This is a genomic window from Kitasatospora sp. NPDC008050 (genome assembly GCF_042957465.1).
Classification (GTDB): Bacteria; Actinomycetota; Actinomycetes; order Streptomycetales; family Streptomycetaceae; genus Kitasatospora.
In genome coordinates this window covers 48,655-74,496 of record NZ_JBIBIJ010000020.1, presented here as the reverse complement: position 1 = coordinate 74,496, position 25,842 = coordinate 48,655, and the positions used below count along the sequence as shown (strand labels likewise).

The 25,842-nt window shown below is 68.0% G+C and carries 19 protein-coding genes and 3 pseudogenes; 17 read left to right on the top strand and 5 right to left on the bottom strand.

The window, feature by feature from the left end; all coding sequences use genetic code 11:
- Nucleotides 1–157 precede the first annotated feature (157 nt).
- Nucleotides 158–1,192, top strand: a complete 1,035-nt coding sequence (locus tag ACFZB9_RS30665; RefSeq protein ID WP_391452559.1) for a 3-oxoacyl-ACP synthase III family protein — start codon at nucleotides 158–160, stop codon at nucleotides 1,190–1,192.
- 154 nt (nucleotides 1,193–1,346) lie between these two features.
- On the top strand, nucleotides 1,347–2,687 hold the full coding sequence (locus tag ACFZB9_RS30660) for a glutamine synthetase (RefSeq protein WP_391452557.1): 1,341 nt from the start codon (nucleotides 1,347–1,349) through the stop codon (nucleotides 2,685–2,687).
- A 115-nt stretch (nucleotides 2,688–2,802) separates the two neighbouring features.
- Here ACFZB9_RS30660 and ACFZB9_RS30655 read toward each other — a convergent pair whose 3' ends face one another.
- Both ACFZB9_RS30655 and ACFZB9_RS30650 read right to left on the bottom strand, forming a co-directional pair.
- On the bottom strand, nucleotides 2,803–3,417 hold the full coding sequence (locus tag ACFZB9_RS30655) for a GNAT family N-acetyltransferase (RefSeq protein ID WP_391452556.1): 615 nt from the start codon (nucleotides 3,415–3,417) through the stop codon (nucleotides 2,803–2,805).
- On the bottom strand, nucleotides 3,414–4,631 hold the full coding sequence (locus ACFZB9_RS30650; RefSeq protein ID WP_391452667.1) for a type III PLP-dependent enzyme: 1,218 nt from the start codon (nucleotides 4,629–4,631) through the stop codon (nucleotides 3,414–3,416). The genes ACFZB9_RS30655 and ACFZB9_RS30650 overlap by 4 nt, the downstream gene beginning before the upstream one ends.
- A gap of 692 nt (nucleotides 4,632–5,323) precedes the next feature.
- Here ACFZB9_RS30650 and ACFZB9_RS30645 point away from each other — a divergent pair.
- From ACFZB9_RS30645 to ACFZB9_RS30630, 4 genes are read left to right on the top strand one after another with little or no spacing between them, the layout of a single operon-like run.
- Nucleotides 5,324–5,614: a transposase gene (locus tag ACFZB9_RS30645; protein WP_391452554.1), complete on the top strand. Its 291-nt coding sequence runs from the start codon at nucleotides 5,324–5,326 to the stop codon at nucleotides 5,612–5,614.
- On the top strand, nucleotides 5,611–5,940 hold the full coding sequence (locus ACFZB9_RS30640) for an IS3 family transposase (protein WP_391452552.1): 330 nt from the start codon (nucleotides 5,611–5,613) through the stop codon (nucleotides 5,938–5,940). The genes ACFZB9_RS30645 and ACFZB9_RS30640 overlap by 4 nt, the downstream gene beginning before the upstream one ends.
- A complete protein-coding gene (locus ACFZB9_RS30635; protein WP_391452550.1) occupies nucleotides 5,877–6,248 on the top strand; it encodes a DDE-type integrase/transposase/recombinase in 372 nt (123 codons plus the stop codon). The genes ACFZB9_RS30640 and ACFZB9_RS30635 overlap by 64 nt, the downstream gene beginning before the upstream one ends.
- A gap of 11 nt (nucleotides 6,249–6,259) precedes the next feature.
- A complete protein-coding gene (locus tag ACFZB9_RS30630; RefSeq protein ID WP_391452548.1) occupies nucleotides 6,260–6,502 on the top strand; it encodes an IS3 family transposase in 243 nt (80 codons plus the stop codon).
- 178 nt (nucleotides 6,503–6,680) lie between these two features.
- Here ACFZB9_RS30630 and ACFZB9_RS30625 read toward each other — a convergent pair.
- Together ACFZB9_RS30625 and ACFZB9_RS30620 are read right to left on the bottom strand one after the other, a co-directional pair.
- A pseudogene (locus ACFZB9_RS30625) lies at nucleotides 6,681–6,788 on the bottom strand (transposase); the annotation flags it as partial.
- 270 nt (nucleotides 6,789–7,058) lie between these two features.
- Nucleotides 7,059–7,274, bottom strand: a pseudogene (locus ACFZB9_RS30620) (cytochrome P450); the annotation flags it as partial.
- Nucleotides 7,275–7,330: 56 nt separating this feature from the next.
- Between ACFZB9_RS30620 and ACFZB9_RS30615 the strand changes: the two are divergent.
- Nucleotides 7,331–8,200 carry a tyrosine-type recombinase/integrase gene (locus tag ACFZB9_RS30615; protein ID WP_391452546.1) on the top strand — a complete coding sequence of 290 codons (870 nt, stop codon included), beginning with the start codon at nucleotides 7,331–7,333 and terminating at the stop codon, nucleotides 8,198–8,200.
- Between the two features lie 1,038 nt (nucleotides 8,201–9,238).
- Here ACFZB9_RS30615 and ACFZB9_RS30610 read toward each other — a convergent pair.
- Nucleotides 9,239–11,314 (bottom strand): hypothetical protein, encoded by a 2,076-nt coding sequence (locus tag ACFZB9_RS30610; RefSeq protein WP_391452544.1) that lies wholly within the window; start codon nucleotides 11,312–11,314, stop codon nucleotides 9,239–9,241.
- A 425-nt stretch (nucleotides 11,315–11,739) separates the two neighbouring features.
- Between ACFZB9_RS30610 and ACFZB9_RS30605 the strand changes: the two genes are divergently transcribed.
- The 10 genes and pseudogenes from ACFZB9_RS30605 (at nucleotide 11,740) to ACFZB9_RS30560 (ending at nucleotide 25,728) form a co-directional block, all read left to right on the top strand.
- Entirely contained in the window at nucleotides 11,740–12,096 is a 357-nt protein-coding gene (locus ACFZB9_RS30605; protein ID WP_391452542.1) for a hypothetical protein, read from the top strand.
- Nucleotides 12,097–12,139: 43 nt separating this feature from the next.
- Nucleotides 12,140–12,679: pseudogene (locus tag ACFZB9_RS30600) on the top strand (winged helix-turn-helix domain-containing protein).
- Entirely contained in the window at nucleotides 12,604–13,203 is a 600-nt protein-coding gene (locus ACFZB9_RS30595; protein WP_391452540.1) for a transposase, read from the top strand. The pseudogene ACFZB9_RS30600 and the gene ACFZB9_RS30595 overlap by 76 nt, the downstream one beginning before the upstream one ends.
- Before the next feature lie 75 nt (nucleotides 13,204–13,278).
- Nucleotides 13,279–13,464 carry a hypothetical protein gene (locus tag ACFZB9_RS30590; RefSeq protein WP_391452538.1) on the top strand — a complete coding sequence of 62 codons (186 nt, stop codon included), beginning with the start codon at nucleotides 13,279–13,281 and terminating at the stop codon, nucleotides 13,462–13,464.
- A 746-nt stretch (nucleotides 13,465–14,210) separates the two neighbouring features.
- A complete protein-coding gene (locus tag ACFZB9_RS30585; protein WP_391452537.1) occupies nucleotides 14,211–15,662 on the top strand; it encodes a glycoside hydrolase domain-containing protein in 1,452 nt (483 codons plus the stop codon).
- Nucleotides 15,662–17,791 carry a hypothetical protein gene (locus tag ACFZB9_RS30580; RefSeq protein ID WP_391452535.1) on the top strand — a complete coding sequence of 710 codons (2,130 nt, stop codon included), beginning with the start codon at nucleotides 15,662–15,664 and terminating at the stop codon, nucleotides 17,789–17,791. Before ACFZB9_RS30585 ends, ACFZB9_RS30580 begins: the two co-directional genes overlap by 1 nt.
- Before the next feature lie 474 nt (nucleotides 17,792–18,265).
- Nucleotides 18,266–23,176: an RHS repeat-associated core domain-containing protein gene (locus ACFZB9_RS30575; RefSeq protein WP_391452533.1), complete on the top strand. Its 4,911-nt coding sequence runs from the start codon at nucleotides 18,266–18,268 to the stop codon at nucleotides 23,174–23,176.
- Nucleotides 23,177–23,191: 15 nt separating this feature from the next.
- Nucleotides 23,192–23,542: a hypothetical protein gene (locus ACFZB9_RS30570; RefSeq protein ID WP_391452531.1), complete on the top strand. Its 351-nt coding sequence runs from the start codon at nucleotides 23,192–23,194 to the stop codon at nucleotides 23,540–23,542.
- Between the two features lie 781 nt (nucleotides 23,543–24,323).
- Nucleotides 24,324–25,415, top strand: coding sequence for an integrase core domain-containing protein (locus ACFZB9_RS30565; RefSeq protein ID WP_391452530.1), 1,092 nt, complete (start codon nucleotides 24,324–24,326; stop codon nucleotides 25,413–25,415).
- Nucleotides 25,405–25,728 carry a hypothetical protein gene (locus ACFZB9_RS30560; protein ID WP_391452528.1) on the top strand — a complete coding sequence of 108 codons (324 nt, stop codon included), beginning with the start codon at nucleotides 25,405–25,407 and terminating at the stop codon, nucleotides 25,726–25,728. Before ACFZB9_RS30565 ends, ACFZB9_RS30560 begins: the two co-directional genes overlap by 11 nt.
- Nucleotides 25,729–25,842: the final 114 nt, after the last annotated feature.

Genomic DNA, 25,842 nt, shown 5'->3' with positions numbered 1-25,842 from the left:
AGGCGACCCCGGCCCCGTTTTCCCGTGAGACGATGCGACGGTATTGGAACTCGACGGGCCCGAAAATTCCCAGCCATTCACGCGGCCGATATCGCGAGGGCCGGAGCACCGGAATTCTTCGAGGAACACCGACCACACCCGAGCGGAGCACCACGCAATGACCGCCACCCTGGACCAGACCCTGTTCCACCAGACCGGCGTCGGCCTGCCCGTGCCGTTCTCCGTCACCGGGACGGGGATGCACCTGCCTCCGGAGGTCGTCACCAACCAGGAGCTCACCCGCACCCTGGACACCAGCGACGAGTGGATCACCAGCCGCACCGGCATCCGCGAACGCCGCCGGCTGGCCCCGCACCTGGCGACCTCCGACATGTGCGTCGCCGCCGCCCGCCCGGCCCTGGACGCCGCCGGCGTCGATCCCGCCCGACTGGACGCGGTCATCGTCGCCAGCTACACCGGGGACCAGCCGCTGGTGTCGACCGCGCTGATCGTCAAGGACGCCCTCGGCGCCCACCGCGCCCTGCCCCTGGACGTCACCCAGGCCGCCTGCGCCTCGGGCGTCCAGGCCGTGCTGATCGCCGCCCACCTCCTGCAGAACCCCTCCATCACCACCGCCCTGGTCCTCGCCGCCGACTGCGCCTCCAGGGTCGCCGGCCCCGCCGACCGCACCACCGGGGTCTTCTTCGGGGACGCCGCGGTGGCCGTCGTCCTCGCCCGTTCGGACACCCCGGGAGCGGGCCTGCTCTCCTACGACCTGGGCTCCCGGCTGTCCTACGCCGTCGAGATCCCCGCCGGGGGCTCCCGGCGTCCCGCCAGCACCGCCACCGTCGCCGCCGGGGACCACTACATGCGGATGGACGGCCGCGCCGTCTGGCACGCCGCGACCACCCGCCTGCCCGAGAGCATCACCAGCGCCGCCCAGCGGGCCGGCGTACCGATCGACCGGATCCGGCACTTCTTCCTGCACCAGGCCAACCTGAACATCCTCACCGAGGCCATGACGGCCCTGGACATCCCCCGCGAACGCGTACCCGTCACCGTCGACCGGCTGGGCAACACCGGATCGGCCGGCCTGTTCACCGCACTGCACTCCGCCGCCTCCACCGGCTCCCTGCTCCCGGGGGACACCTACGTCCTGTCCGGGATCGGCGCGGGTTTCCAGTGGGGGACCCTCTGCCTCCGGCACGCCTGACCGGCGCCACCGGCGGCACGGCCCCCGAACCCACCGGGCCGGCCCCTCCCGCGTCCACGCCCTGCGCCGCCGCACGACTCCGACCGTTCACGGACGGGTGAATCCCCCCTTGATTCCCGGCGCACCCGCTGCCGCGAACGCCAGCATGGGCGCCATGACCACCACGCGCCCCCGGGCCGAGCGGGCCGAACAGGCCCGATCAGCCGCCACCGAACTCGCCTCCGACGGAATCAACGGGGTGGTGTTCGGCTGGGTCGACAATGCCGGGATCACCCGGGTGAAGTCCGTCCCGCTCGGTCAGCTCGTGCACGCCGCCGAGTACGGCGTCGGTGCCCTGCCCTGCTTCGACCTCTCCCTGGTGAACGACTCCTTCGCCACCACGCCTTCGGGCGCCGGCCCGGTGGGCGACCTGCGGCTCGTCCCCGACCTCGACCGGCTCGCCCCGCTCGCCGCCCAGCCCCGCTGGGCCTGGGCCCCGGCCGACCTCTACGCCCAGGACGGCACCCCGCACCCCGGCTGCCAGCGCGGCTTCGCCCGCCGCGCCACCGAGGCCGTCGAGCGGCACGGGTTCTCGGTGCGGGCGGGCATCGAGATCGAGTGGGTGGTGGCCGACGCCGCCGGGCACCCCGCGACGGTCGGGCCCGCGTACGGGATGGCCCGCTTCATCGAGCACTCCGACTACCTGGCGGAGCTGCTGGACGCTCTCACCCGGCAGGGGGTGGCCGTGCTGCAGCTCCACCCCGAGTACGCCGCCGGGCAGTTCGAGGTCTCGGTCGCCGCGGAGGGGCCGGTGGAGGCGGCCGACACCACGATGCTGGTGCGGCACACCATCCGGGCCGTCTCCGCCCGGCACGGCCTGCGGGTCTCGTACGCGCCGGTCTTCACCAAGGGCGCGATCGGCAACGGCGCCCACCTTCACCTCAGCCTCTGGCGACAGGGCCGGAACCTCGGGCACGGCGGCCCCGGAAGCCACGGGCTGCACCCCGAAGCCGAACAGTTCCTGGCCGGCATCCTCGCCGAACTCCCCGCCCTGCTCGCCCTCGGCGCCCCCGCCGTCGCCTCCTACCTGCGACTGGTCCCCTCCTACTTCGCCGGGGCCTACCGCTGCTGGGGCCTGGAGAACCGCGAGGCGGCGCTGCGCCTGATCGCCGGCTCCGCCGCCGGGCAGGCCAACGCCGAGTTCAAGTGCTTCGACGCCGCCGCCAACCCGTACCTGACGATCGGCGGCGTGCTCGCCGCCGGACTCGCCGGACTCGCCGCCGGCCTGCCCCTCCCCCCCGAGACCCCGAGCGACCCCGCCGCCCTCGTCGGCGCCGAACGCCTCCCGGCCAGCCTGCCGGAGGCGACCGACGCGTACGAGAAGTCCGCGCTGCTGCGGCAGGCGCTCGGCCCCGAGCTGTACGAGTCCGTGCTGGCCGTCCGACGGGCGGAGGCGGAGCTGTTCGCGGCACACGGGGACGAGGACGTCATCGAGGCCGTCCGCTGGCGGTACTGACCGGGCGTCAGCTCCACCTCTCCGGTCCTCGAACGCTCCGCGGGTGAGCGGAGCCACCCTCGACCACGAGCCGGTCAGCCGGTCCGCGACATCCGCGGACCGGCCGACCGCGTGTTCAGTCCCGCGTGGACCCGACCGGCAGCCCCGCGTACCCGGTCGCCCGTGGCACGCCCTCCGCCTCCGTGTCCTGCGCCGGGCTCCCGGGAGCCGGATCGGTGCCGGCGGGTTCCAGCGACTTCACCATGTAGACCGCCTCGGTGCCGTAACTCGCGGGCAACCCGATCTCGGGCCGGCCCCGGAAGCCCAGCAGCTTCCACATCTCCTGCGAGCCCTGCACGGCGACCAGGGAGAGCGTCCGGTAGCAGGCCGTCCGCCCGACCTCCTCCAGGTGCCGCAGCATCCGGCGGGCCAGCCCCCGACCGCGTTCCTGCTCCGCGATCACCAGGTCGTGGCAGTGCAGGTTGCCCCCCGGGTCGTTCTCCGGCACCGCACCGTTCTCGGCCGCACTCAGGTCCGGGCAGCGGAAGAGCGGGTACGGCAGTGCGAGCATGTAGCCACCGAGACTGCCCGCGTGCTCCAGCACGAAGCAGGTCGAAGGCGAGGCGCGGTGCCGGGAGCGCAGCGCCTCCTCTCCCTCGGACAGACCGCTCGCAGCGTAGGCGCGCTCCTCCAGCGCGGCCACCTCGTCCCAGTCCTCCTCCCGGAGCCGGCGGATCCTGGGGCCGGTCATGCCTCTCCTCCGTCCGGGACCGAACCGCCGACGCAGGTGTACGGCAGCGGCCGGAAGCCGTTGAATCCCCGGGTGGCGTAGGCGGCAGCGTACGCTCCGCAGGAGTGGACCCAGACCGGGTCGCCCGAGGCGATCGCACGCGGAACCCGCACTAAGCCGTCGCCCTCGGCGTACGCGTCGTCGCTGTCGCAGGTCGGACCGGCCACCACCGCGTCGACGAACTGTCCGTCGGGGTGGGTCGGGAACTCCAGCCGGTACTGCAACTGGTCCATCTCGTACAGGCCGTTGAACTTCCCGCAGCTGAGGTAGAGCCAGTCCTCGCGGGTGCCGTCGAGCCGGTGGCGGGAGGTGAGCCGGGCCGCGTGGGCACGGATCGCGCCGTGGTCGGCCACCAGGTGACGGCCGGGCTCCAGCAGGAAATCCAGCGGGGCACCGTGGACGGCGCGCAGCCGTTCCATGCCGTCGCGGATCACCGCGAACATCTTGTCCAGCGGCGGATCCAGCGGCCGGCCGCGCCGGTCGAGGACCCCGAGCGCGGGCAGTCCCCCACCGAGGTTGATCCGGTCCAGGACGATGCCCCGCCGGTCGAGCGCCTCCAGCAGGGCTGCCAGCGCCTCGATCGCCTCGCCCCAGGCTTCGGTCGTCATCTGCTGGGAACCGACGTGCACCGACAGGCCGGAGGGCACCAGCCCGGCGCCCCGGGCGGAGCCGAGCACCCGCAGCGCATCCTCGGGCGAGCAGCCGAACTTGCGGCTCAGGCCCCACAGCGCACCCTTGCCGGTGGTCGCGACCCGGCAGAACACCCGTGCGCCCGGGGCGTGTTCGGCGATCGCGGCGACGTCCTCCGGACTGTCGGTAGCGAAGTCGCGCACGCCCAGCCGGTATGCCTCGGCGATGTTGCGGTCGGACTTGACGGTGTTGCCGTAGTGGATCAGTTCGGGAGCCGCCCCGGTGCGCAGCGCCTGGGCGATCTCCTGCGGGCTGGCTGCGTCGAAGCCGGACCCGAGCCGGGCGAGGTGGTCGAGCACCTCGTCCACCGGGCAGGCCTTCATCGCGAACCGGACAGCGACACCGGGCAGTTCGGCGCACAGGGCGGTGTACTGACGGCCGATGCCGTCCAGGTCGTAGACGATGGTGTCCTCGGTCGCGGCGGCGAGCGCAGCACGCAGGGCGGAGTGGTCCTGCCGGCCCGGGGGGCCGCACTGGCCGGGGATGAACGCGGCGGAAGGGTGCACGGTGGCCGACGCGGTCAGGGTGCGGTGGCCGGTTCTGCCGCAGTCGGCCGTCCGGCGCGGTTCGGCGATCTGACGCGTGTCGGGGGCCTGAGGCCTCACGTGTGAACTCCCAATTCCGGCTGGATGATCGGCGCCAAGAACTTGCAGGCGCCAAGAGACAAGGGGTCCGGAGGTCGGCCAGGACGCCTGACTCGGATTTCTCCCTCTCCGCACTCTATGTACTTTCGGGGTCCGTTCCTGCGCCTGCTGTGCACCCTGTCCGGCCTGCCGCTCGCTGACGCAGTGCACCGCAGCGTGGGCTGTATCGCGCCGGAACCGGGCAGCGGGGAACGTCCGGTCCAGCCGACGCACCAGACGTGCAGCGCACGAACGCTTCTGTCGGCTGCGACGAGACGGCAGGCCCTGGGAAGTTCCCGGTCCCGTTCCTGTCCAGTCTCTATCGGACGTTGCAACGGCGTCCTGAGTCACCGCTCGACACGCAGAACCACCCGAACGGCACCGGATGCGAGCCCCTACGGCCTTGACGACCAGTCCGGTCGGACGCTGCCGCAGATAGCCGGTATCCGCGCCTGCCGATTCCTCCACAGTGAAGTTCCACCCTGCGGCTGGACACCTGGACAGTGGGACATGTGAGCCCGGAGGAAGCAGTTTCAGGTGGAACCACGAGCAACATGAGTAAGCGGTACACGGCGGAGTTCAAGCGGGACGCGATCGCGTTGGTGCGGTCGTCGCCGCACCGGAACGTCACCGAGATCGCCCGTGAGCTGGGGGTCAGCCCGGAGGGACTGCGGGGCTGGGTCAAACAGGACCGCACCGACCGGGGCGAGAGCGGTCCCGGAGAGCTGACCAGCCCCGAGCGCGAGGAACTCGCCCGGCTGCGTCGCCAGAACCTCGAGCAGCAGAAGACGATCGAGATCCTGCGCAAGGCGGCCGCCTATTTCGCGACCGAGACGACACGGTGATCCGCTTCCGTTTCGTCTTCCGTTTCGTCCAGGACTACCACGGCGCCTGGGGCGTCAAGCGGATCTGCCTGGCCCTGGGCATCGCCCGTTCCTCCTTCTACGCCTGGCGCGCCGGCGAGCAGGCCCGCCGGGCCCGGGAACGGGCCGAGGACCTGCTCGCCGCCGAGATCACGGTGATCCACCTCGCGCCCAAGGGCGCGTACGGCGTCCCGCGCGTTCATGCGGAACTGCGACGCCAGGCCGGGCGGTCAATCGGAAGAAGGTGGAGCGGATCACGCGCGAGCGCGGCATCGCGGGCGTCACCCGGCGCCGGCGCCGCGGGCTGACCCGCCAGGGCCGCAAGCCGGTCTTCACCCCGGACCTGATCGGGCGCGACTTCACCGCACCGCGGCCCGGGGTTCGGCTGGTCGGCGACATGACCTTCCTGCCGACCGAGGAGGGCCGGCTTTACCTGGCTACCGCGTTCGACCTGGCCACTCGCGAGGTGGTCGGCTACGCGATGGCCGACCACCACCGCGCCGAACTGCCGGTGGCCGCGCTGCGGATGGCTACCGGCCGTGGTGGCCTGGAGCGCGGCTGCATCTTTCATTCGGATCCGGTGAATACACGTCGAGTGAATTCCACAGCGATATAAACAAGTTGGACATGAGACAGTCGATGGGGGGAGTCGGCTCCTGTTACGATAACGCCGCCGCCGAGAGCTTCTTCGCCGTACTGAAGGAGGAGATCGGCGTTCGGGTCTGGCCTGACCGTGCCAGCGCCCGCGCGGAGGTCTTCGCGTTCATCGAGACCTTCTATAACCGCAGGCGCCTACGCAGGCACCCTGAGTGGGGATACCTCAAGCCACTCGAGATCCGCCAGCGGCACCTGCACACTCTGGCGGCGTAGACAGAGAGTGTCCAGCCGCAGGATGGAACTTCACCACACTGCTCCTCACCACCACCGTCGCCGTCTTCCTGCTCTGACCCAACGCGCGGCGGCCTACCGGCCGGTGGCCAGCCCCAGGGGGCAGGCCGCCGAGCCGGGCTTGGGGCCGACGATTTCGATCTTGGTCGTGTCAGGCATGGAGCTTCGCCCAGGTGCCGTCCGCTTCCCAGCGGGCAAATCGCTCGTAGATGGTCTTCCACGGCCCGTACCGTTCCGGGAGATCACGCGACGGTGCCCCGGTCCGCAGCCCCACCGCACACCGCTGGCCATTGCGGGAGAAGGACACGCCTGCATCGGCCTGTTGGCCGACCCCACCCCTGCCGGCCTCGCCCCTGAGCGGTGCGCTGGCGGTGCCGTGTGGCCCGGCCACTCGTGCCGGGCGGCGGGCCCGTTCGGATTCAGCGCCAGGGCTGGTGCCTGATGTCGATGACGTGCATGCCGGCGGCAGGACGGTGGCGTAGCGCAGGGTCTCCTCGATGACGCCGTCCACGAGTTCGGGTCGGCGGCGCACTGTGTCCCACAGGCGGGGCGGGCGCAGGAGGAGGAGGGTGGCGAGGCCGATGACGTTGGCGGTGGTCTCGTGTCCGGCGATGAGGATGAGTTGGGCGAGGGCGGCGATCTCGTCGTCGGTCAGGGTGGGGTCGGTGGCCTGGGTCTGGAGGAGGCCGGAGAGCAGGTCGTCGGCCGGCTCGGCCCGTCGGAGGTCGATCAGGTGGAGCAGGTAGGACTTCATCTCGGCTTTGCTGGCCAGGAGTTGGTCGCGGCCGCGGCCGGGTCACCGTCCACCGCATGCTGTGCACACTCTCCAGCGCCATCGGCGACGCGGTCCGGGCCGGCCGCCTGCGCCGCAACGTCGCCCGCCCCCTGGTCATCCGCCGCCCCCGCCGCGCCGACCACATCGAGTGGACCGCCGACCACGCCGCCATGTTCCTGCGCTACGCCCACGGCGCCGACCCCCTGATCGCCGACCTCGCCGAGCTCCTCATCGGCTCCGGCATCCGCAAGGGCGAAGCCCTCGCCCTCCACGAGGACGACGCCTACCTCGACAAACGCTTCATGTACATCCGCTGGACGCTATCGGCCATCGACAACACCGAACTCGTCTTCGCCGAGCCCAAGACTCGCTCCAGCCGCAACTGGGTCGCCCTCTCCGACCGCGCCACCGCGGCGATCGCCCACCGCCTCGCCCCCGAGACCTTCCGCGGCCCCAACACCACTCCCGGACACGGCCTGGTCTTCCACCGCCACGGCCGCCCGCTCCACCCCTCCTACGTCCTGCGCCGATTCCACCGCCTCTGCAGCGAAGCAGGCGTCCCCGTCATCGGCGTCCACGACCTGCGCCACCTCGCCTGCGCCCTGGCCATGGACGAACACGTGCCGCTGCCCATCGTCTCCAAGACGCTGCGGCACTCCACCTTCTCCACCACCGTGGACGTCTACCACTACCTGACCATCCAGGCCGTCCGCGAAGCCGTCGACGCCATCAACCACGCCCTCGACCAAGCCGACCACAACGCCCTGCACGGCCACCACGCCCGCCGAATCCCCCGCAGCCCGCGCACACGGCCGCTGACCACCCGCCAGACACGGAAAACGACACGGCGTCGCCAACAGGCAACCAGGCCGGCCCGGCGGGACCACACTGCGACCACCAGCTGATGGAACAACAGAAAGGCCGTCCCCACCATTCGGCGGAAACGGCCTCCGACCTGCGGAAAACGCCGGTCGGGACGACAGGATTTGAACCTGCGACCCCTTGACCCCCAGTCAGGAAGGGCTCCCCTATTCCTGCCTGAAATGCGCTCGCGCACACGTCGTGCGTGCGCAGATGACCACGTTTCGTGCACCTCGCGCGGCAGCGCGCATGACGCGTGGTCCCCAGCTGGTCCCCAGGTCAGGGGCTTGACGAAGGGTCCGAGTGGCGTTCATGTCTCCAGGGTAGCGCCACTCTGACCATGGATCCAGCGATTCCTGAAGACCTCTCGGAAATTCATGGACAAAGGTCCCTTAACCGCCGAGTGAAGTCAATCCGATCCAGGCCGAAAGGCAGTCAGGAAATGGCCACCTCAGATCCCGACTTCCCCCATCCCATGCGGGCTCGCGGAATGCTCGGCGCTCGCCTTAGCGCATTCCGAGGACCGGCCCGAGGCTCGGCGCCACCGCACCGCCCGTGCTCCGGGTTGTACGAGCCCAACAACCCATGGCTACCAGCAGACCGCCTTCTCCCAGTCCGCGGCCACTCTTCACACGATCATGGAGGTCGACGTCCACCGCCATCACGTCGACCGTCGGCCGGAGAGTCTTCGCCCGAACCTTGAGACACTCGAGATCGTCGGCGCGGTCAGCAGCCGAGACGGCTGGAGCGAGCGGCTCGACACCGCCAGACCACTGATCGCGCCGTCCCCGTGCGCGATCAAACGCAGCCAGGAGCACGCTGGCACCTCGCTCAGCCTCTTCCGCCCCGACCACATCGACTCCTTCCGACTCGCAGACGCTCGCCCCTGGACTCCCGTCCAGCACGGCATCGTCAGCCAGGCCGACCTTCTGCACCCCGACCACCGACCGCCGGAATGGGTGCCCTACAAGTTCCGCTACGGCTTCCGCTGCGACGACGACACCTGCCGCAGCCTCGACATGGGCCTCAGGACTGGGCAGCCTGCCAGTCCTCGCGTCCATCCATCGCGTGGAGCTGACTGCTCATCGTGGAGCGTCGCGAATCACCCGGGCCTGTTCACCGACACGGTGGGCTTCATTGAGGGCTATGACCGCGTGTCGTGCCCGCGTGTGGGCTTCCTCGGAACCCTCTGGCGCGTCACCTCCTGGAGCAAGCCCAGCCAGGAAGTCGATCATGATGTCGATCTGGCTGATGACGGAGCGCGTCAGAAGCGACCGTCGGTCTTCGGCGATCACCTCGACCACGCGGGCCCGGGCTGTTCGGAGCGTGCGAAGCGCGGCCTCCTGGTGGGCGGGCGCGAGCTTGGCGCAGCGCATGTACAGGTCGACGAGGGGCACCGTGACATAAGTCGCTTCGTCACGGGGGCTGAGCGTTCCAGAGCTTTCCAAGAGCCAGCGCGCCGTTACAGCTCCCAGTGCCGTTTCGGTGTCCGGCGCTTGGTCCGGATCGTGGAGGACGGCGAACTCGTCGTGTGTGAAGGTCACCGGGTGCAGGCCGGTCAGGTCCAGGGTGACGGTCGCCGGTCTCGGTGTAATGCCGAAAGCGGCTGGGACCACGCTGAGCACCTTCGTCTCCGACCGGTCGCTGGCTCCAGTGACGGGCGGAGCCGCCCTGATCGTCAGGTGGCCCTCGGCGGTTGCCACGGTGACGTTGCTCATCCCGGCCAGGCCGGCGATCAGGGCGAGGATCTGGTCGCGTTGACGTGCCGAGGCGGTGGCCGTGGCGACCGCGGTGGCCATGTTGGGATCGCTGTGCCCTGTCATCCATGGCAGAAGCGCGAGTTGGAGCGCCAGGAGCAGCTCATACAGGGCGAGGAGTTCCTCGCCGAACTCCGCATCCGCCAGGGAGACGGTCTTGCTTGACACGAGGCGGCCATCGCGTATCTCCCGGCGGGTGGCGGTGATGCCGTGGTCGTCGACGGCTATGGAGGCGTGGGCGCTGGCGTTTCGGTAGAGCATGTCCACGGTGTTGCCACACGGTGGCCCCAGGCGGGCGAACTCGCTGACGACGTCGCCGGATTTGATGCCTTCGACCACGGCTTGCTCGTAGACGCCGTCGGGGTCTTGGCGTCTTGCCCGGGCGGCGATGAGGATCACTGAGCCGAGATCGCACAGCGCGCCTTCGACGAGTTCGCGGTAGATCTCGGTCAGTGTCCGCATCAGGTGGCGGCGGGGCAGGCGGTAGCGCCATTCGCGCCCCAGCCGCTCGGCCTCATCCGTGATCCGCTCCATGCCTGAGTACGTGCGGGCCACGAGGAGAGCGTGATCGGCGATCCATGGACCTGAGGTGTCCGCCTGGTCGAGGGCGGCCCTGAGCTGAAGGGCCCGGGCAATAAGGAGTTCATGGTCGACGGCGCCCGCGCTCGTGGCCAGAACCGGCAGTAGGCCGAGGATGTGCTCGTCGGCTGCCTCGCTCACGCCGGGGATCCCGGCGAAGGCCATGCGCACCGTGTTCGATGCCGTCGCAATCATCGTCGCGTTGCGGCCCACACCCGCCCAGGCTGCGGCCGCGACATCGAGCGATCCGTCCGCCTGGATCGGGCCGCCGGCGGGCGAGTTCTTGATGGTCTCGATCTGCGTGGCGATCCGTCGGCCGTGCTGTGCTGCAGCGTCGAACCAGCTCTCGCTTTCTTCTTGCAGGTGTCGTGCGGCGTCCAGGTCGACCGCGGTGATGGTGGTGGCCATGGCCACTTGGCCGCGGAGCAGGGCCATGCCGGCCCGGGCCAGCTCACGGTGCACAGCCCGCCATGCCATTGGCGGAATGGTGTCGCGCAACGACTCGATCCACTCCAGACCGGCGTCGAGCTCCTTGACCAGTTCACTGAAAGCCGCGACGGTGCCAGGTTCCCGTGGGTCCCAGGTGCAACTCTCGAGCAGCTGCTTCACCGTGGGGAGCAGTTCGCCCAGCTTCACCATCGCTGGCAGGAGCACCCTCTCGAGGTGCTCGCGGTCGTCGAGTGGTACTCCACGCGTCGCGAACGTGGACAGGCTGTCTGCCGCCGCGGTGACGCGCTGGTTGAGGCGTTGGAGAGCCAGCTTGAACGCCCTGCGTCGGGCACCGACCGCAGCCCGGACCTCACGCACCTCGTCATCCGGCAAGGGGTGTCCGCATTCGGGACACAAGCCCGTTCGCGTCACCGCCCGGTGCGAACCACAGGGTCCGCAGTTCACTGCCAGGGGGAGTCTCATCCGGTACGAGTCGGCTGTCGTCACGCAGCCAAGGATCGCAGGCCCGAGCGCACTGGGTGCATTTGTCAGACCACCAGGGACCTCTCGGCGCTCGTGCCCCATAACGCCGAGCGCCGGTTCGAACCGGTTCATCTGCCTCTTCAAGATCGTGCTCATGGATCGCGAGCACCAGCCGCCGCGCTTCTCCTCCCACCACGCAGACTCTGCCTACAAGCGGACCAGCCGGTGTCCGAACGTTCGGCATTGGATCACTGTTTGTCGACTTTCCTGTATGGCGCAGGGTCAGTTAGGGCAAGGTGGTAGCGGCATGAAACGCGTGAATGGGGGGAGGGCCAGTGGCAGGAGGGTCGGCGCGTCGGCAGCCGGACTACGCGGTGCAGGCTCGGCGGGCCGAAGCCGAACAGCGCAGGCTCCAGCAGCAGGCGGATCGCGAGCGCAAGGCCGCGGAGGCCCGTGCCAAGCAGGCTGAGCGGGAGCAGCGTGCTGCCTACGCAGTGGCACGGGCCCAGGAGGCAGTGGACCTCACGAGCGTGGCGGAAGATGATGCCGAGAAGCTGCGGACGCTCCTGGTCCGGTCAGTCCAGCACGCGTCGCCGCTGTCGTTCGGCGCGCTCCGCCAGCAGTTCACGCCTGCTGCCTTCGTAGCCGCTGAACTTGAATGCGTGACGTCGCTCGGACGGGTGAAGCCGTAGCCTTCGCCTGCCGGCGGAGGGACGGTCCCGGTAGTCGTGTGCTGTGAGGTATGCACAGGGCGGCGGTTTGACCGACGCGGAGAGGGCCGCGCGGGAGCGGATCCGGCAGCAGGCCGTGGAACGCTTCGAGGGCGGCGAGAAGAACAGGGACATCGCGGCCGTACTGCGGGTGAGCATACGTTCGGTGGAGCGCTGGCGCCGACAGTGGCGCGAAGGCGGTGCGGCAGGTGTGGCTTCGAAGGGATCGCCCGGTCGTCCGAAGCTGTCCGACACCCAGATCGTGCGAATGGCAAGGGAGTTGGAGCGCGGGCCGCTGGCCCACGGCTGGGAGGACCAGCGGTGGACCCTGGCACGGGTGAAGACGTTGATCGGCCGGCTGTTCCACGTCTCCTACACCGTGGAGGGCACCTGGGTCCTACTCAGGCGGCACGGCTGATCCTGGCAGCAGCCGACCCGCCGGGCGATCGAACGCGACGATGCGGCAGTTGAGTTGTGGAAGAAGGACACGTGGCCGCGGGTAAAAGCGCCGCGGCGGCCCGCGGTGCCCGGCTGGTCTTCGAGGACGAAGCCGGGCAGTCGATGAGGCCGCCGCGCGCCAGGACCTGGGGCAGGCTCGGGTGCACCCCTGTCGTGCGGGTGCGGGGCAGGGGAGCCGGCCGGGTCTCCATGGCGGGGCTGAGCTACTACAAGCCCGGCAGCCGCTCCCGGATGTTCTACAGCTTCCACGTCTACCACGGTCGCAAGGGCGAGAAGAAGGGCCTGACCTGGCAGGACTACCGGGACCTGCTGATCCGAGCACACATCCAGCTCGGCGGCCCGATCGTGCTCGTCTGGGACAACCAGCGCGCTCACCTGATGCCGCCGATGCAGGAGTTCATCCAGGCCAGCAAGGACTGGCTGACCGTCTTCCAACTCCCCTCCTACGCACCGGACCTCAACCCACAGGAGGGCATCTGGTCGCTGGTCAAGCGCACCATCGGCAACCTCGCCGCCGCCGACCTCGACCAGCTCGCCCGGGCCGTCAGACGCAGCTTGAAGAAGATCCAGTACCGGCCTCACCTCATCGACGCCTGCCTCGCCACCACTGGCCTGATCATGGACGGCTGATCATCCTCAGACCCGACATCACGAATTCAAGTTCAGTAGCGAGCGAGCACGCAGGCTGCGGGCAAGTGAATCGGCTTGTCGGCGGCGATCTCCTATGCCCCTGAAACCCGCATCCTGTCCGCTGGCTGCACGACGCAGGCGACGCTACCGGCGTACCGGCTGCAGCCCGTTGACGAAGTCGTCACGGTGCTGTCCAACGCCCTCGAACACGCGGATGAAGCGGTCACCCCCACCATGTGGAACATGCCGTTGGCGGTATAGGGCACAGCGCTCGCCGCAGAGCGTCGGTCGCCGACGCCGAGTTCGTGGTTGACGCCGTCGGCCACAGCGCGCAGCCGGGAGACTTGTCGATATCGCCGCGTCCGGCACCTGGAGGATTGTGGATTCAACGGCGCTGTCCAGGCGCCTATCAGAGATCACATAACGAAGTGGCAACGAAGCGCTCGCTGGGTGGGGGTTTTGTCGGCTCATGCCGAGAAGGGTGTGACATTTCGGGCACCGTGTCACTCGGAAGACTGTTGACGACACCCTCTGTGATTGTGAAGAGTGGGATGCGAACAGAGACCGTGTCGATTACGCCTCGAGAGCGGTGGATGTGCTTTTGGTCTCGCTCTGCTGTGCGCACTGTCAGCGAGTTCGCAAAGGTCGCGTGTGCGGTCGCCCAAGCGCCCGCGCTACTCTCCAGCGAGCTCGGCTGTGGTGGCGTGGAGACCTTCCAGTGTCAGCGGCGCATGGTTCGCTCTCGGATGACGGAACACCAGCATCACCTGGTACGACCTGATTTTGGCAGGTCAGCTGGCACTGCAGCATGCCGAAGCCTGATTTGCGACAGCTCGCAGCATGGGGAAGCTTCTGGCCAGTGGCTTCTGTCTGATCGCAGTCTCATCACCGGCAAAGGCACTTGCGCAGCGCATAAGTTGGCCACGATCGGCTGCCTGGATCCGGCTTGACTGCAAAACCGCGTGCGGCTGCCCTGTGCTCGCGCATGCGCTAAGGAGTGAAACATCATGTCAAGACTCCTGATCACAAGCATCACCGTGCTGCTTCTCGCCGGAGCGGCGCTATCCAACGACACGTCCGAGGCTGCTGCCGACCACCCCAAAGAGGTTCGTCCCTCTCCTGCTGCGGCCACGGTGCCGAGCACCGACGCCGGTGGCAAGGCATTCGACACCTGCAGCGCGCCCTCGGCGGCGGATATGACGGCCTGGTCCGGCGGTGCCTCGCCGTACCAGGCCATCGGCATCTCGATCGGCGGCGCCTCCCAGGCCTGCGCCCAGCCGAACCTCAGCGCCGCCTGGGTCTCAGGCCGGGCGGCCGAGGGCTGGTCGTTCCTGCCGCTGTACTCCGGCGAGCAGGCCCAGATCGGTCCGGCGGTGATCTCCGCAGACCTGCCGACGGCAACCGGCCAAGGCGGCGCCGACGCGGCGGACGCGATCAGCAAGGCGACAGCGCTGGGTTTCACGCCGGGGGCCGTGCTCTACGACGACATGGAGCCCTACAACTCAGCGACCTCTGCGCCCCGGGTGCTGGCCTACCTGTCCGGCTGGACCACCGCGCTGCACAACGCCGGCTACCGCTCCGGTGTCTACGCGGCCGCCACCAGCGGCGTCGCCGACCTCGCCGCGCAGTACAACGTGAGCAACTACCCGCACCCGGACGCGATCTGGTCGGCCGGCGCGACCTCGGCTCAGGACACCTCGGATACGGGCATGGGCCTGGCCGGGCCAGCCTTCTGGCCGGCCGACCGGCGCGCCCACCAGTACTCGACCAATGTCACCGAGACCTGGGGCGGCGTCCAGCAGACCATCAACTCCGAAGCGGTGAGCCTTGGCTCGACCGCCAGCGGGGCGGCCATGGCGCCGGGCCAGCGGCTGGAGGCCGGGCAGAGCATCGCCAGTTCCACCATGACGCTGACCATGCAGAGCGACGGCAATCTGGTCGCATACGCCAAGGTCGGCGGCACCGGGCCGGGCCCGGCGATGTGGAGCAGCAAGACCTCCGGCAACCCAGGCGCCTACCTGGTGCTGCAGTGGGACGGCAACCTGGTGCTCGACAGCGCCGGTGGCACGCAGCTGTGGTCCAGCACCACCGGCGGCAACCCGAAGGACTCGCTCACCGTCCAACCGGATGGCAACATCGTGCTCTATCGGGCGAACAACAGCGCTGCCTGGGCCTCCGGCACCTGGCAGGCACCGCCCACCCTGACGGCCGGTCAGTCGCTCAGCCCCGGTTACTGGACACAGGGGCAGCTCACCACGCTGCTGATGCAGGCGGACGGCAACCTCGTCATGTACCGCAAGCGCGACGGCGCGGCTCTGTGGTCCTCCAACACCGCCGGCAATGCCGGTGCGTACGTGACCACGCAGGCTGATGGGAACTTGGTGGTCTACAAGCAGGGCGGCAGCTCCAGCGCGGGCGGTTCGCTCTGGGCCTCCAACACCTGGCAGCAAGCCCACTGATGAGCAACACCTCCATGTCGGACAAGGCACGAGGCGCGCAGGGCGAGTCGACTCAACTCAGATTGGGGAACCTGATGAAAGGCTGGCATGCGTTACGTGCAGCCATGACAGTGGGCGCTATCAGCTTCGCGTCACTCGCGCCCGCCGGGGCGGCGACAGCGCACACGGCCCAGATCGGACCGGCCACCGCTGCCCCGGTCTCCGGTCCGGGCCCGAGTGGGACTTCTCCCACGCACAACGGGATACCGGAAATTAGCCTCTCCCTTGTGCATACCGGCGCCGCCGCCGGGAGTATTGGCTATGAACTCCACGTCACCGAGTCAAATCACACAGGCGCCGCCTACCAGCACGTCACACCCGTGATAGGGATCCTCGGCAGCGGGATGAACGCCCAGAACCTCCTCATCGAGACCTGGACGGCGGACGGAAACCTCACCTCGCAACCGGTGCGTACTGCCACCGACTCGACCGTGTGGCTCAACTCCTCGGCCCTGGACGGACCTCTTGCCGACGGCCAGTCGGTCACCTCCGATCTCTACGTGCTGATGCCCACTACGGTTGCCGAGGCGGCCAGCACGTTCCGGGTGGCGAGTCAGGCGACAGCGGACGGTACCAACGCGCCCGGCAGTACCCTGACCGTGCTGGCGTCTGGCGCTCCTGCGACGGCCTCCGGCTTGATTCCCTCCGCTGCCTCGAAGAACTTCGGTACCTTGCCCATCGGCGGCAGCCAGAACCTCACACTCCAGCTCACCAACAGCGGCACAACCGCGACCACGATCACCGCGACCACCACTCCAGCCTCACCTTTCACCGTGACGATGCCCCCTGTGGGGACGGTCGTCCCCGCAGGGGCGACTGTGCAGGTCCCCGTCTCCTTCAACCCGACCCTGGCCGGCCTACAGACCGGCACAGTGGTGGTGGCCACAACCGGAGGAACAGCTACGGTGCCGCTGACAGGAACCTGTGCGGCCCTCACCTCGGACAGGCAGGTACTGCCTGCACCGACCGATCCCTCCTGGGTACGCAGTGGCGCTGCCACGTTGAGCGGCAGTGACCTGCTACTCACCAAGGCCGGCGGTGGCAGCGGCGCCGGAACTTCCTTCTACCCTGACCTGGTGCCCTCCTCCGGGCTGCACGCCACCTTCACCACCGAACTCGACGGCGGCAGCGGGGGCGACGGACTTACCCTTGCACTGCTCGACCCCGCGAACAACACAGCCAGCAGTCTCGGCAGCCCCGGAAGTGGCCTCGGCTTCGCCGGCCTTCAAGGCGCCTCAATCGCCTTGGTCACCGACGCGAACAGCCAAGTGAACTCCGCCAACTTCGTCGGGATCGCCTCCTCTGTCGCGGGTGTCTCCGGAGGTCTCAACTTCAACGCGAGCAATACCGCCATACCGTCGCTGCGCGCTGCCACCCACAACGTGACCGTGGACTACACGATCCACGGCCACCTGGTAGTTCATCTGGACGGCATTCAAGTCATCGACTCAGCAGCACAGTTGCCGCCCAACGTCCTGATCGGGTTTACCGCCTCCAACAGCAGCACCGACGACAACCACATCGTGCGCAACGTCGCGATCACCGCCGGCCAGTCGCTCGTACCCACCAGCCTCGGAGTCTGGAGCACTACCGACCCGTCCTCCGCCGCACCAATGGACTGCGTCCTGTGGCAGTTCACCGGCCCAAACACCGACACCATCAGTGGCCAGATCCACTACCAGAAGGTCTCCACGACGGCAGGCAGCCAACCAGACCCGACCACCGACTGGGCCATCGGCTACACCGGACCCGGCAACTACTCCGGCACCGCGGGCGAGTACTCCTGGTGTGTGGACGCGGCGGCGCTTCCGGCCATCGGCATCGGATACCAGTGGACACCCGTCTCGCTTACGGCGGACAACGGCCACGGCAACACCCTCAACATTGCCGGCCCGGACCTTGTGGTGATGACCATCAACGACCCGGACGGACACACCGACAGGCCAGTCATCACGCTGAACGCGCCTGCGGCGTCGGCGTCGGCGTCGGCGTCGGCGTCGGCGTCGGCGACAAGGCCTAGCGGTGCGGTCATCACGCCGGCCAAGATCTGGCACCTGGTCAACGCACGGCCTGCCCAACTCGCAGAGTAGAGCAGCTGGTTGCTGACCGGTAGCGACCGCAAGACCTAGAACTCCTTTCACACTGTGGGGGATTTGATGTGGTGCATCCGTAGGACAGTCACCGTATTAGCCGTCGTAGTATCCGTACTCCTGAGCCTCTTCGACTCGGCCCCAACCTGGGCTTCTTCACATTCTCATACCGCACCAACCCTCGCCGCCATACGGAAAGTCTCTGCCCCTCCCCATCCCGACACGGCGGCACAGCGCCAAGCAGAGATCAATGCGACGGCGTCAAGTACCTTCCTCACCAGGCCAGGCGGTGGCGCAGCTTTGCCGCCGCCGACAGGTCCAGCTGCTGGTCGGTCGGACACCCAGCACGCTCCCGTGGCGCAGGCGGGTGTGTGGCCGCCAGCCTCCTGGCGTGTCAGCGAGGATCTTGCCTGGGCGATTCACTACCGGACGACCTTATGGTCAGTCGCCTGGAGCGATTCAGGCGTGTACGCGATGCACTACAACGTGTTCCGTGCATCCGACAATCAGCAAGTCGCTGGTACCTTCTGCCTGAACGGCACCACCCCGTTCGGCTCGAACGAAATGACCATCCTCAACAATCCGGACGGTACCGGTGGTCTCCAGGCCGGTGTGAGCTACTACGCGAAGATCGCCGTCTCACACACCAATCCCGGCTCGGCGTCCAACAACAACGGGGACTGGTCCTGCGACACCAACTGGAGCAGCGAGGTCCAGACCCCGGCGTTCGCGGCCTACAGCAACGGCCAGATCGTGCCGGCTGCCGAGACGTCAGGCTGTGGTTGCGCAGACTCCTCGGGACGGGATGTCTTCCAGGGGCACCGGGGAGACCCGGTCAACACACTGACCCTCGCGGAGGACGAACAGGCGACCGACATCAGCCTGTCGGCGCCCGGCGTCCCGTTCGTCCTGGACCGGACCTACGCCTCGGACAAGCCCCCGATCCAGAACGGAATCCTCGGCGCCCAGTGGACGTTCCCGTACTCCGCGCACGTCCAGGACTCGTCGAGCTCCGTCCAGGTCACCCTGGAGGACGGATCGGTCGCCACTTACAGTCGGAGTTCTTCAGGAAGCCTCACTCCACTGGACGGAGTCCGCTCCGCCCTCGCCGGGAACTCCACGTCCGGCTACACGATGACCACTCCCGACAAACAGGTCCTGACGTTCGGCACGGGCGGCCAGCTCCAGCGTTGGACGGACCTGAACGGTACTGGACTGGCCTTCAGCTACCAAGGCAGCGCGACCATGCCGTCGAGCATCACTGACGCGGCCGGCCACACAGTGACACTGACGTTCGCCCCCTCCTCCAACCTGCTGACCAAAGTGACCCTTTCCGACGGGCGGTCCGTCAGCTACGGGTACACCTCAGGCCTTCTGACCTCGCTCACCGGGCTCGACGGCGGCACCACCGTCTACGGCTACACCGCGGGCGGTCTGCTCAGCAGCATCACGGATCCGGCGGGTCATCAGGTCATGAGCACGACCTACGCCAACGGCCTGGTCGCGTCACAGACCGACGCGAATGGCCGAACGCTGAAATTCACGGGCGCCGCCGACAGCAGCAAGTACTCGAGCTACAGCAGCTACACCGACGGCAACGGCGGCATCTGGACGGACTTCTACTCGGGCAGCCAGCTGTACCGCTCGATCGACCCGCTCGGCAAAGTGACCTCCTACGCCTACGACGCCAACCTCCATCTGTCGCAGGTTGTGGACCCCCAGGGCAACTTGACCCTGATGTCCTACGATCCCGCAGGTCATCTGATCAACCGCGCGCTGCCCGACGGCTCGTCGGAGAGCTGGACGTACGACAATTCCGGCAACGAGACCTCACACACGACGCCCGGCGGCGCAAAGACCACCTGGACCTACGACTCCGCCAACCACCCGATCAGCCAGACCGACCCAGCCGGCGGAACCACCACCTACGCCTACACAGCCAAGGGCCAACTGGCTTCACAGACCACACCAGCGGCCCGCACCACCAACTACGCCTACGACAACGCCGGGAACCTCATCTCGATCACCGACGCCGCAGGCGACAGGACCACCTACACCTACGACAACGCCGGCCGACGCAGCAGCGTCACCGACCCGCGCGGCAACGCCCAAGGTGCCAACCCCGCGAGCTACACCACCACCTACACCTACGACAACGCTGACCGTCTGCTCTCCAGCACCGATGCGACCGGCGCGCAGACCACCTTCGGCTACGACGCCGCGGGAAATCGCACCTCGGTCACCGACCCCCTCGGCAACCGCACCACGAGCACCTACGACAATGCCCGGCACCTGCTGACCAGCACCGACCCTGCCGGTCACCAGACCATCTACACCTACGACGCCAACGGCAACCAGCTCACCCGGACCGACCCTACCGGCGCGAAGGCCAGCTCCACCTACGACGCCGACAACCACCTCCTCACCACCACCAGCGCGCGCGGCAACGCAACAGGCGCCAATGCCGCCGCCTACACGACCTCCTACACCTACGACGGGGACGGCAACACCACCAGCACCACGGACCCGACCGGTGCCGTCACCAGGACCACCTACGACCTGCTGAACCGGCCCGCCACCACCGTCGACGCCCTCGGCAACGCCACCACCACGACCTACGGCTCCGACGGCAACCCACTCTCCACCACCGATCCAACCGGCGCCCGAACCACTCATACCTATGACCCCAACGGCCGGCTGACCTCCACCACCGACCCGCTGAGCCACACGACCTCCTACACCTACGACGGGGACGGCAACCGCACCTCCGCCACCACAGCCACCGGGGACACGACCCGGTGGACCTACGGGGCAAACGGCCAGCTCAGCAGCATCATCGATCCGCGCGGCACGGTCACCGGAGCCAACGCCTCCGACTACACCACGACCTTCGGATACGACCAGGCCGGCAACCGGACCACCACGACCGACGCGCTCGGCCACAGCACCACCGTCGACTACGACGCCTTGAACCGCATCACCTCCACCACCAACGCGCTCGGGAACTCCACCACACGCGGCTACGACCCCGATGGCAACCTCACCAAGGTCACCGACCCCAACAACGCGACCACGACCTACACCTTCGACAGCGCGGGCAACCCCACCTCACGCGCGGACGGCAACGGCCACCTCACCGGCTACACCTACGACGCCGACAACCGACTGATCACCACAACCGACCCGCTGGCCCGAAAGACCACCTACGCCTACGACGCCGACGGCAACCAGACCTCCCGCACCGACGCCCGCGGCACCACGGCGACCAACACCTACGACGCACGCGACCAAGCCACCGGTACCACCTATTCCGACGGCACCCCAGCCGTGTCGGTCACCAACGACGCGGTCGGCCGGACCACCGCGATCAGCGACGGAACGGGTAGCCACACCCTCACCTACGACAACGCCGGCCGCCTACTCACCGAATCGGTGCCCGGGACAGCCACAGGCTTCACCTACACCTACGACGCCGCAGGCCATGTGACCAGCCGCCAGTACCCGGACGGCCGCTCCACCACAGCCACCTACGACGCCGACGGCCGTCCCATCACCGCGACCACCGCGGGCGCCACCACCACCTACGCCTACGACGCCGCAGACCACCTGACCAGCACCACCCTGCCGGCCACCAACGGCTACACGGAACAACGCACGTATGACCACGCCGGACAGCTCACCACCATCGCCAGCAGCAACAGCACCAACACGCTGTCGTCCTTCACACTGTCCTATGACGCCGCCGGACAGCCCCTCACCCTGACCCCTGTCCGCGTCGGTCTCACCAACGGTCCCAGCAGCTATACCTACGACCCGGCAGGACGCCTCACCAACCAGTGCACCGCACCATCCGGTTCCACCGGTTGCCCCACCGGATCGGCCTCCACCGCCTGGACCTACGACCAGGCCGGTAACCGCCTCACCCAGTCCCGAGGCGGCCGGACTACCACGTACACCTACGACGCCGACGACGAACTCACCAACGCCGCAACCGGACTGATCCGCCAGACCTACACCTACGACGCCGACGGCAACTACACCGGTGACGGCTCAACAGCCAACACCATCGCCTACGACGCCAACAACCACCCCATCAGCGCGGTCCAGGCAGGTGTCAGCTACACCTTCAGCAACGACGCCCAAGGTGACCGCGTCACCACCACCGCCGGTGGAAAGCTCGCCCGCACTGCCTATTGGGACATCAACAACACACTGCCCCAGCTCGCCACCGAGACCGACGCCAGCGGCGCCCTCATCAGCGACTACACCTACGACCCGCTGGGCAACCCGCAGAGCCAGCTCACCAATAGCGGCACCCTCTACGACCACCATGACTGGCTCGGCTCCGTCACCGACCTCACCGACAGCACCGGTACCCCGCAACTCCGCACAAGCTACGACGCGTTCGGACAGGCCAATACCACCAACACCACGACCAGCGCCCCCAACAACCCGTTCGGCTACACCGGCCAGTACAACGACCCCTACCTCATCGGCCAGCAAGACGTCCACGCACGCAACTACGCCCCCGCCCTCGGCCGCTTCACCACCCGCGACCCGATCCAGCTGCGCCCCGACAGTCCCTACAGCAGCGACTACGCCTACGCGGACAACGCACCGACCTACATCACCGACCCCAGCGGCCAGTGCAGTTTCAAGGCGAAGATCTACGATGCCTTCCACGCCATACTCGCGGGCCTCGGCCAGGGGCACTGCAAGGCAGAAGACGATGCAGCCGCGCAGAAAACCCCACTGGCCGCAGCGGCCGGAGCACACATCGAGCAGTTCACCGAGGGACTGATCAACGCCCCAGGTCAATTCACCGAGGGCTTTCTGGACACCCAGACCTTCGGATTGGCGCCGTCCCTCGTCCCAGGAGCGCAGACCTGCCCTAAGGCCCTCGCCTATCAGGCAGGAAGCCTGGCCGCCATGCTCACTCCCTGGGGTGAGGATGACGCGGCCGCGCTCACTGTGGACCAGATTCGGGCCAGGTATAAGGAACGGGGGGCTACGCCGAAAACGAGTCTCCCACGCGTGCCCCTGCAGCCGATCCACCTGGCCCTCGGACGCGATAATATCGACGGATACATGGCTCTTGATATGTTCGCACTGGAGAATGGCGCAGTGACGTTCAAGAGCTCGCTCTTCAACGACGTGGTTCCCCGCGGAGTGGCGACCGAGGACGGCCTGAGCAAGATGATCGATCGTGTCGTGGATAGTGGCGGGCAGATCAGCTTCAACCTGGCCGGAATGTCAGACCTCGTAGATGTCCTCGCAGGAAAGAACTTCGGAAGCGGCTGGACCTCGCATGAGCTGAGGTATGTCTGCGGAAAACCCGAGGCACGAGCGATCACCACATTCGTCAACGGCACGGCTCCGTGCTAGACCTGGAGGAACCCGATGAACCTGGAGATCTCACCGGCACACGAGGAATCCGACAGCTGCATGGTCCTGGTGAGCCTTCCGCACGGTGACGGTCAGATCCTGGCTAAGCTCATCGCTCGCGAGGAGCGGCCGGGTGGATTCGAATGGCTGCAGGTCTCAATGACGATCTGGTACAGGCACGTGCTTTCCGACGAGCCCTACACCGAATCGATCGAACCGGGCTCCGTCCCGACCTGGGTCCCCATCGACTCGGTGGTATTCCTGGACGGGTGCGACTACTCCAAGGTCAAGCGACTGAGTGCTGGAGAGGGACGCCCGCCAGGCGCGCCGCGGTACCCGATGCCGGGAGAGGAGTCGACGGCCTAACGATCAGCCTGTACAGGTGGCGGCGGGGTGGCGGCATCACCAGTCACCCCGCCGCTAGGCTGGTCAACGGCAGCTCGGCTGGTTCGTCGACCTGGTCGGTTACACCATGAGCAAGGAATCGTCGCCTGCGGACGAGGCACTCGGACTTTTGCTACGACAGGGTGTACCGGCGATGGGGGGTGCTGGACCATGATCGGGAAGTATCTGCTGGTGAACGACGAAGGCCATGGGACGTAGACGTACTGGGCCGACCTCGCCCCGGTGAACGGCAAGCGGCGGCCCCGCCGCCGAGCGACGGCTACGCCGAAGCCTGCCTGGCACTGCGGGTGCCGGTACATCATTCGTCCAGGTCGTGCGCTTGATCATCGGTTACGATTCATCTTGTCGGGCTCGGAAATTCATCGCCACTGATCAAGGGAGACCCGCAGGTCAGCAGGCGCTTTTTGAGCGGGTGGTCGCACGGTGATCGCCCCGCGAGCGCAAACTGGAGGAGAGATCCCGCGCGCTCGACCCTCCGAGGCGATCACTCTTGACGTAGGCGTCGACGAGGGTCGCGAACAGGGCGACCAGGCGGGCTTCCTCGTCGTAGGGCTGGATCCCGCGGAGGTGATCATTGACGTTCAAGCCCCGCAACACGTGCTCCAGCGCTGTAGGTGCCAAGAACCACGTCCGTGCTGGTCAGTTGACGTATGGGCGCTGTCGCGAGGCCGGCCGGGCGAGTGACAGCGGAGCTCTCGCTCGGTGATTGCCAGCTGGCTCCGGCTGGTTCCAGGATGGTCCGGTGTTGCTGCGACTGCCCTACCTGGCCTTGACAAGTGTGTTCACCTTGATATGGCTCCTGCCGATGAGCGACCGCGACAAGGACGCCGAGATCCTGGCGCTACGCCACCAACTGGCTGTGCTACAGCGGCAGACCGACAAACCGAAGCTCACCTGGCCCGACCGCGCGCTACTCGCCGCACTCCTGCACCACCTCCCCCGAGTGCAACTTCGTCGACTCCAGCTGATCATCTCCCCCGACACGCTCCTGCGCTGGCACCGCGACCTGCTGCACCGCCGCCACGCCAAGGCCTCCCGCCCCAAACGCCCGGGTCGTCCGCGCACCGTGCGCTCCGTCCGCGCCCTGGTGCTCCGGCTCGCCAGCGACAACCGCAACTGGGGCTACCGGCGCATCCACGGCGAACTCGCGACCCTCGGCATCAAGGTCGCCGCCTCCACCGTGTGGAACATCCTCAAGGAACACGGCATCGACCCCGCACCCGAACGCGACCACACCACCTGGGCGACCTTCCTGCGCTCCCAAGCCCACGCCATCCTCGCCGCCGACTTCTTCGAGACCAAGACCTTGACCGGAGCGACCGTGACCGTCCTCGCGGTGATCGAGCACGCCACCCGACGCGTGCGGATCCTCGGCGCGACCGCCCACCCCACCGCGGCCTGGATGACCCAGCTCGCCCGGAACATGGTCATGGACCTTCAGGACACGGGCACCAGGGTGAAGTTCCTGATCCGAGACCGGGCCGTCCGCTACCCGGCCACCTTCGACGCCGTTCTGCAGGCCGAGGGAATCGAGATCGTCCAGACCGGCGTCAGGATGCCGCGCATGAACGCGATCATGGAGCGCTGGGTGCGATCCTGCCGAACCGAGCTCCTCGACCGCACCCTCATCTGGAACCAGGCCCACCTACTCCACGCACTACGCGAGTACGAGCAGTTCTACAACACGCACAGGCCCCACCGCAGCCTCGCCGGCGCCGCGCCCCTCCGCCAACTGGCCGAACCCATCACCGAACCCGACCGGCTCACCCACCTCGACCTCCGCCGACACGACCGCCTCGGCGGCATCCTGCACGAATACCAACATGCAGCGTGACCAGCACGGATATGGTTCTTGGCACCTACACCACGTGACCATCCACGACCTGCGCCACCTCGCCGCCACCCTCGCCCTGGAGGGCAACGTCCCCATGGCGATCATCTCCAAGACCCTGCGGCACTCCACACTCTCGACCACCGCGAACATCTACAGCCACCTGACCTGGGACGTCGCCATGGCCACGGTACACACCATCGAAACCAGGCTCTGCCTCGTCGAGGCCCGCGCCGGCCGTACCGCCGACGCCCTCGCCCTCGCCCTCGCCCACAACACCAACAGGCCGAACCCGCTCTTCAGCCACGCGGCCTGACAGCCGCACATCCCCCGACCCGCCGAGCCGCGGCAAGAGCCAACACCGGCAGCCCAGAGCTGGCGATCACTCAGGCTCACTGCCCACCCCAGCAACTGCGGTGGGTCCCCCAGG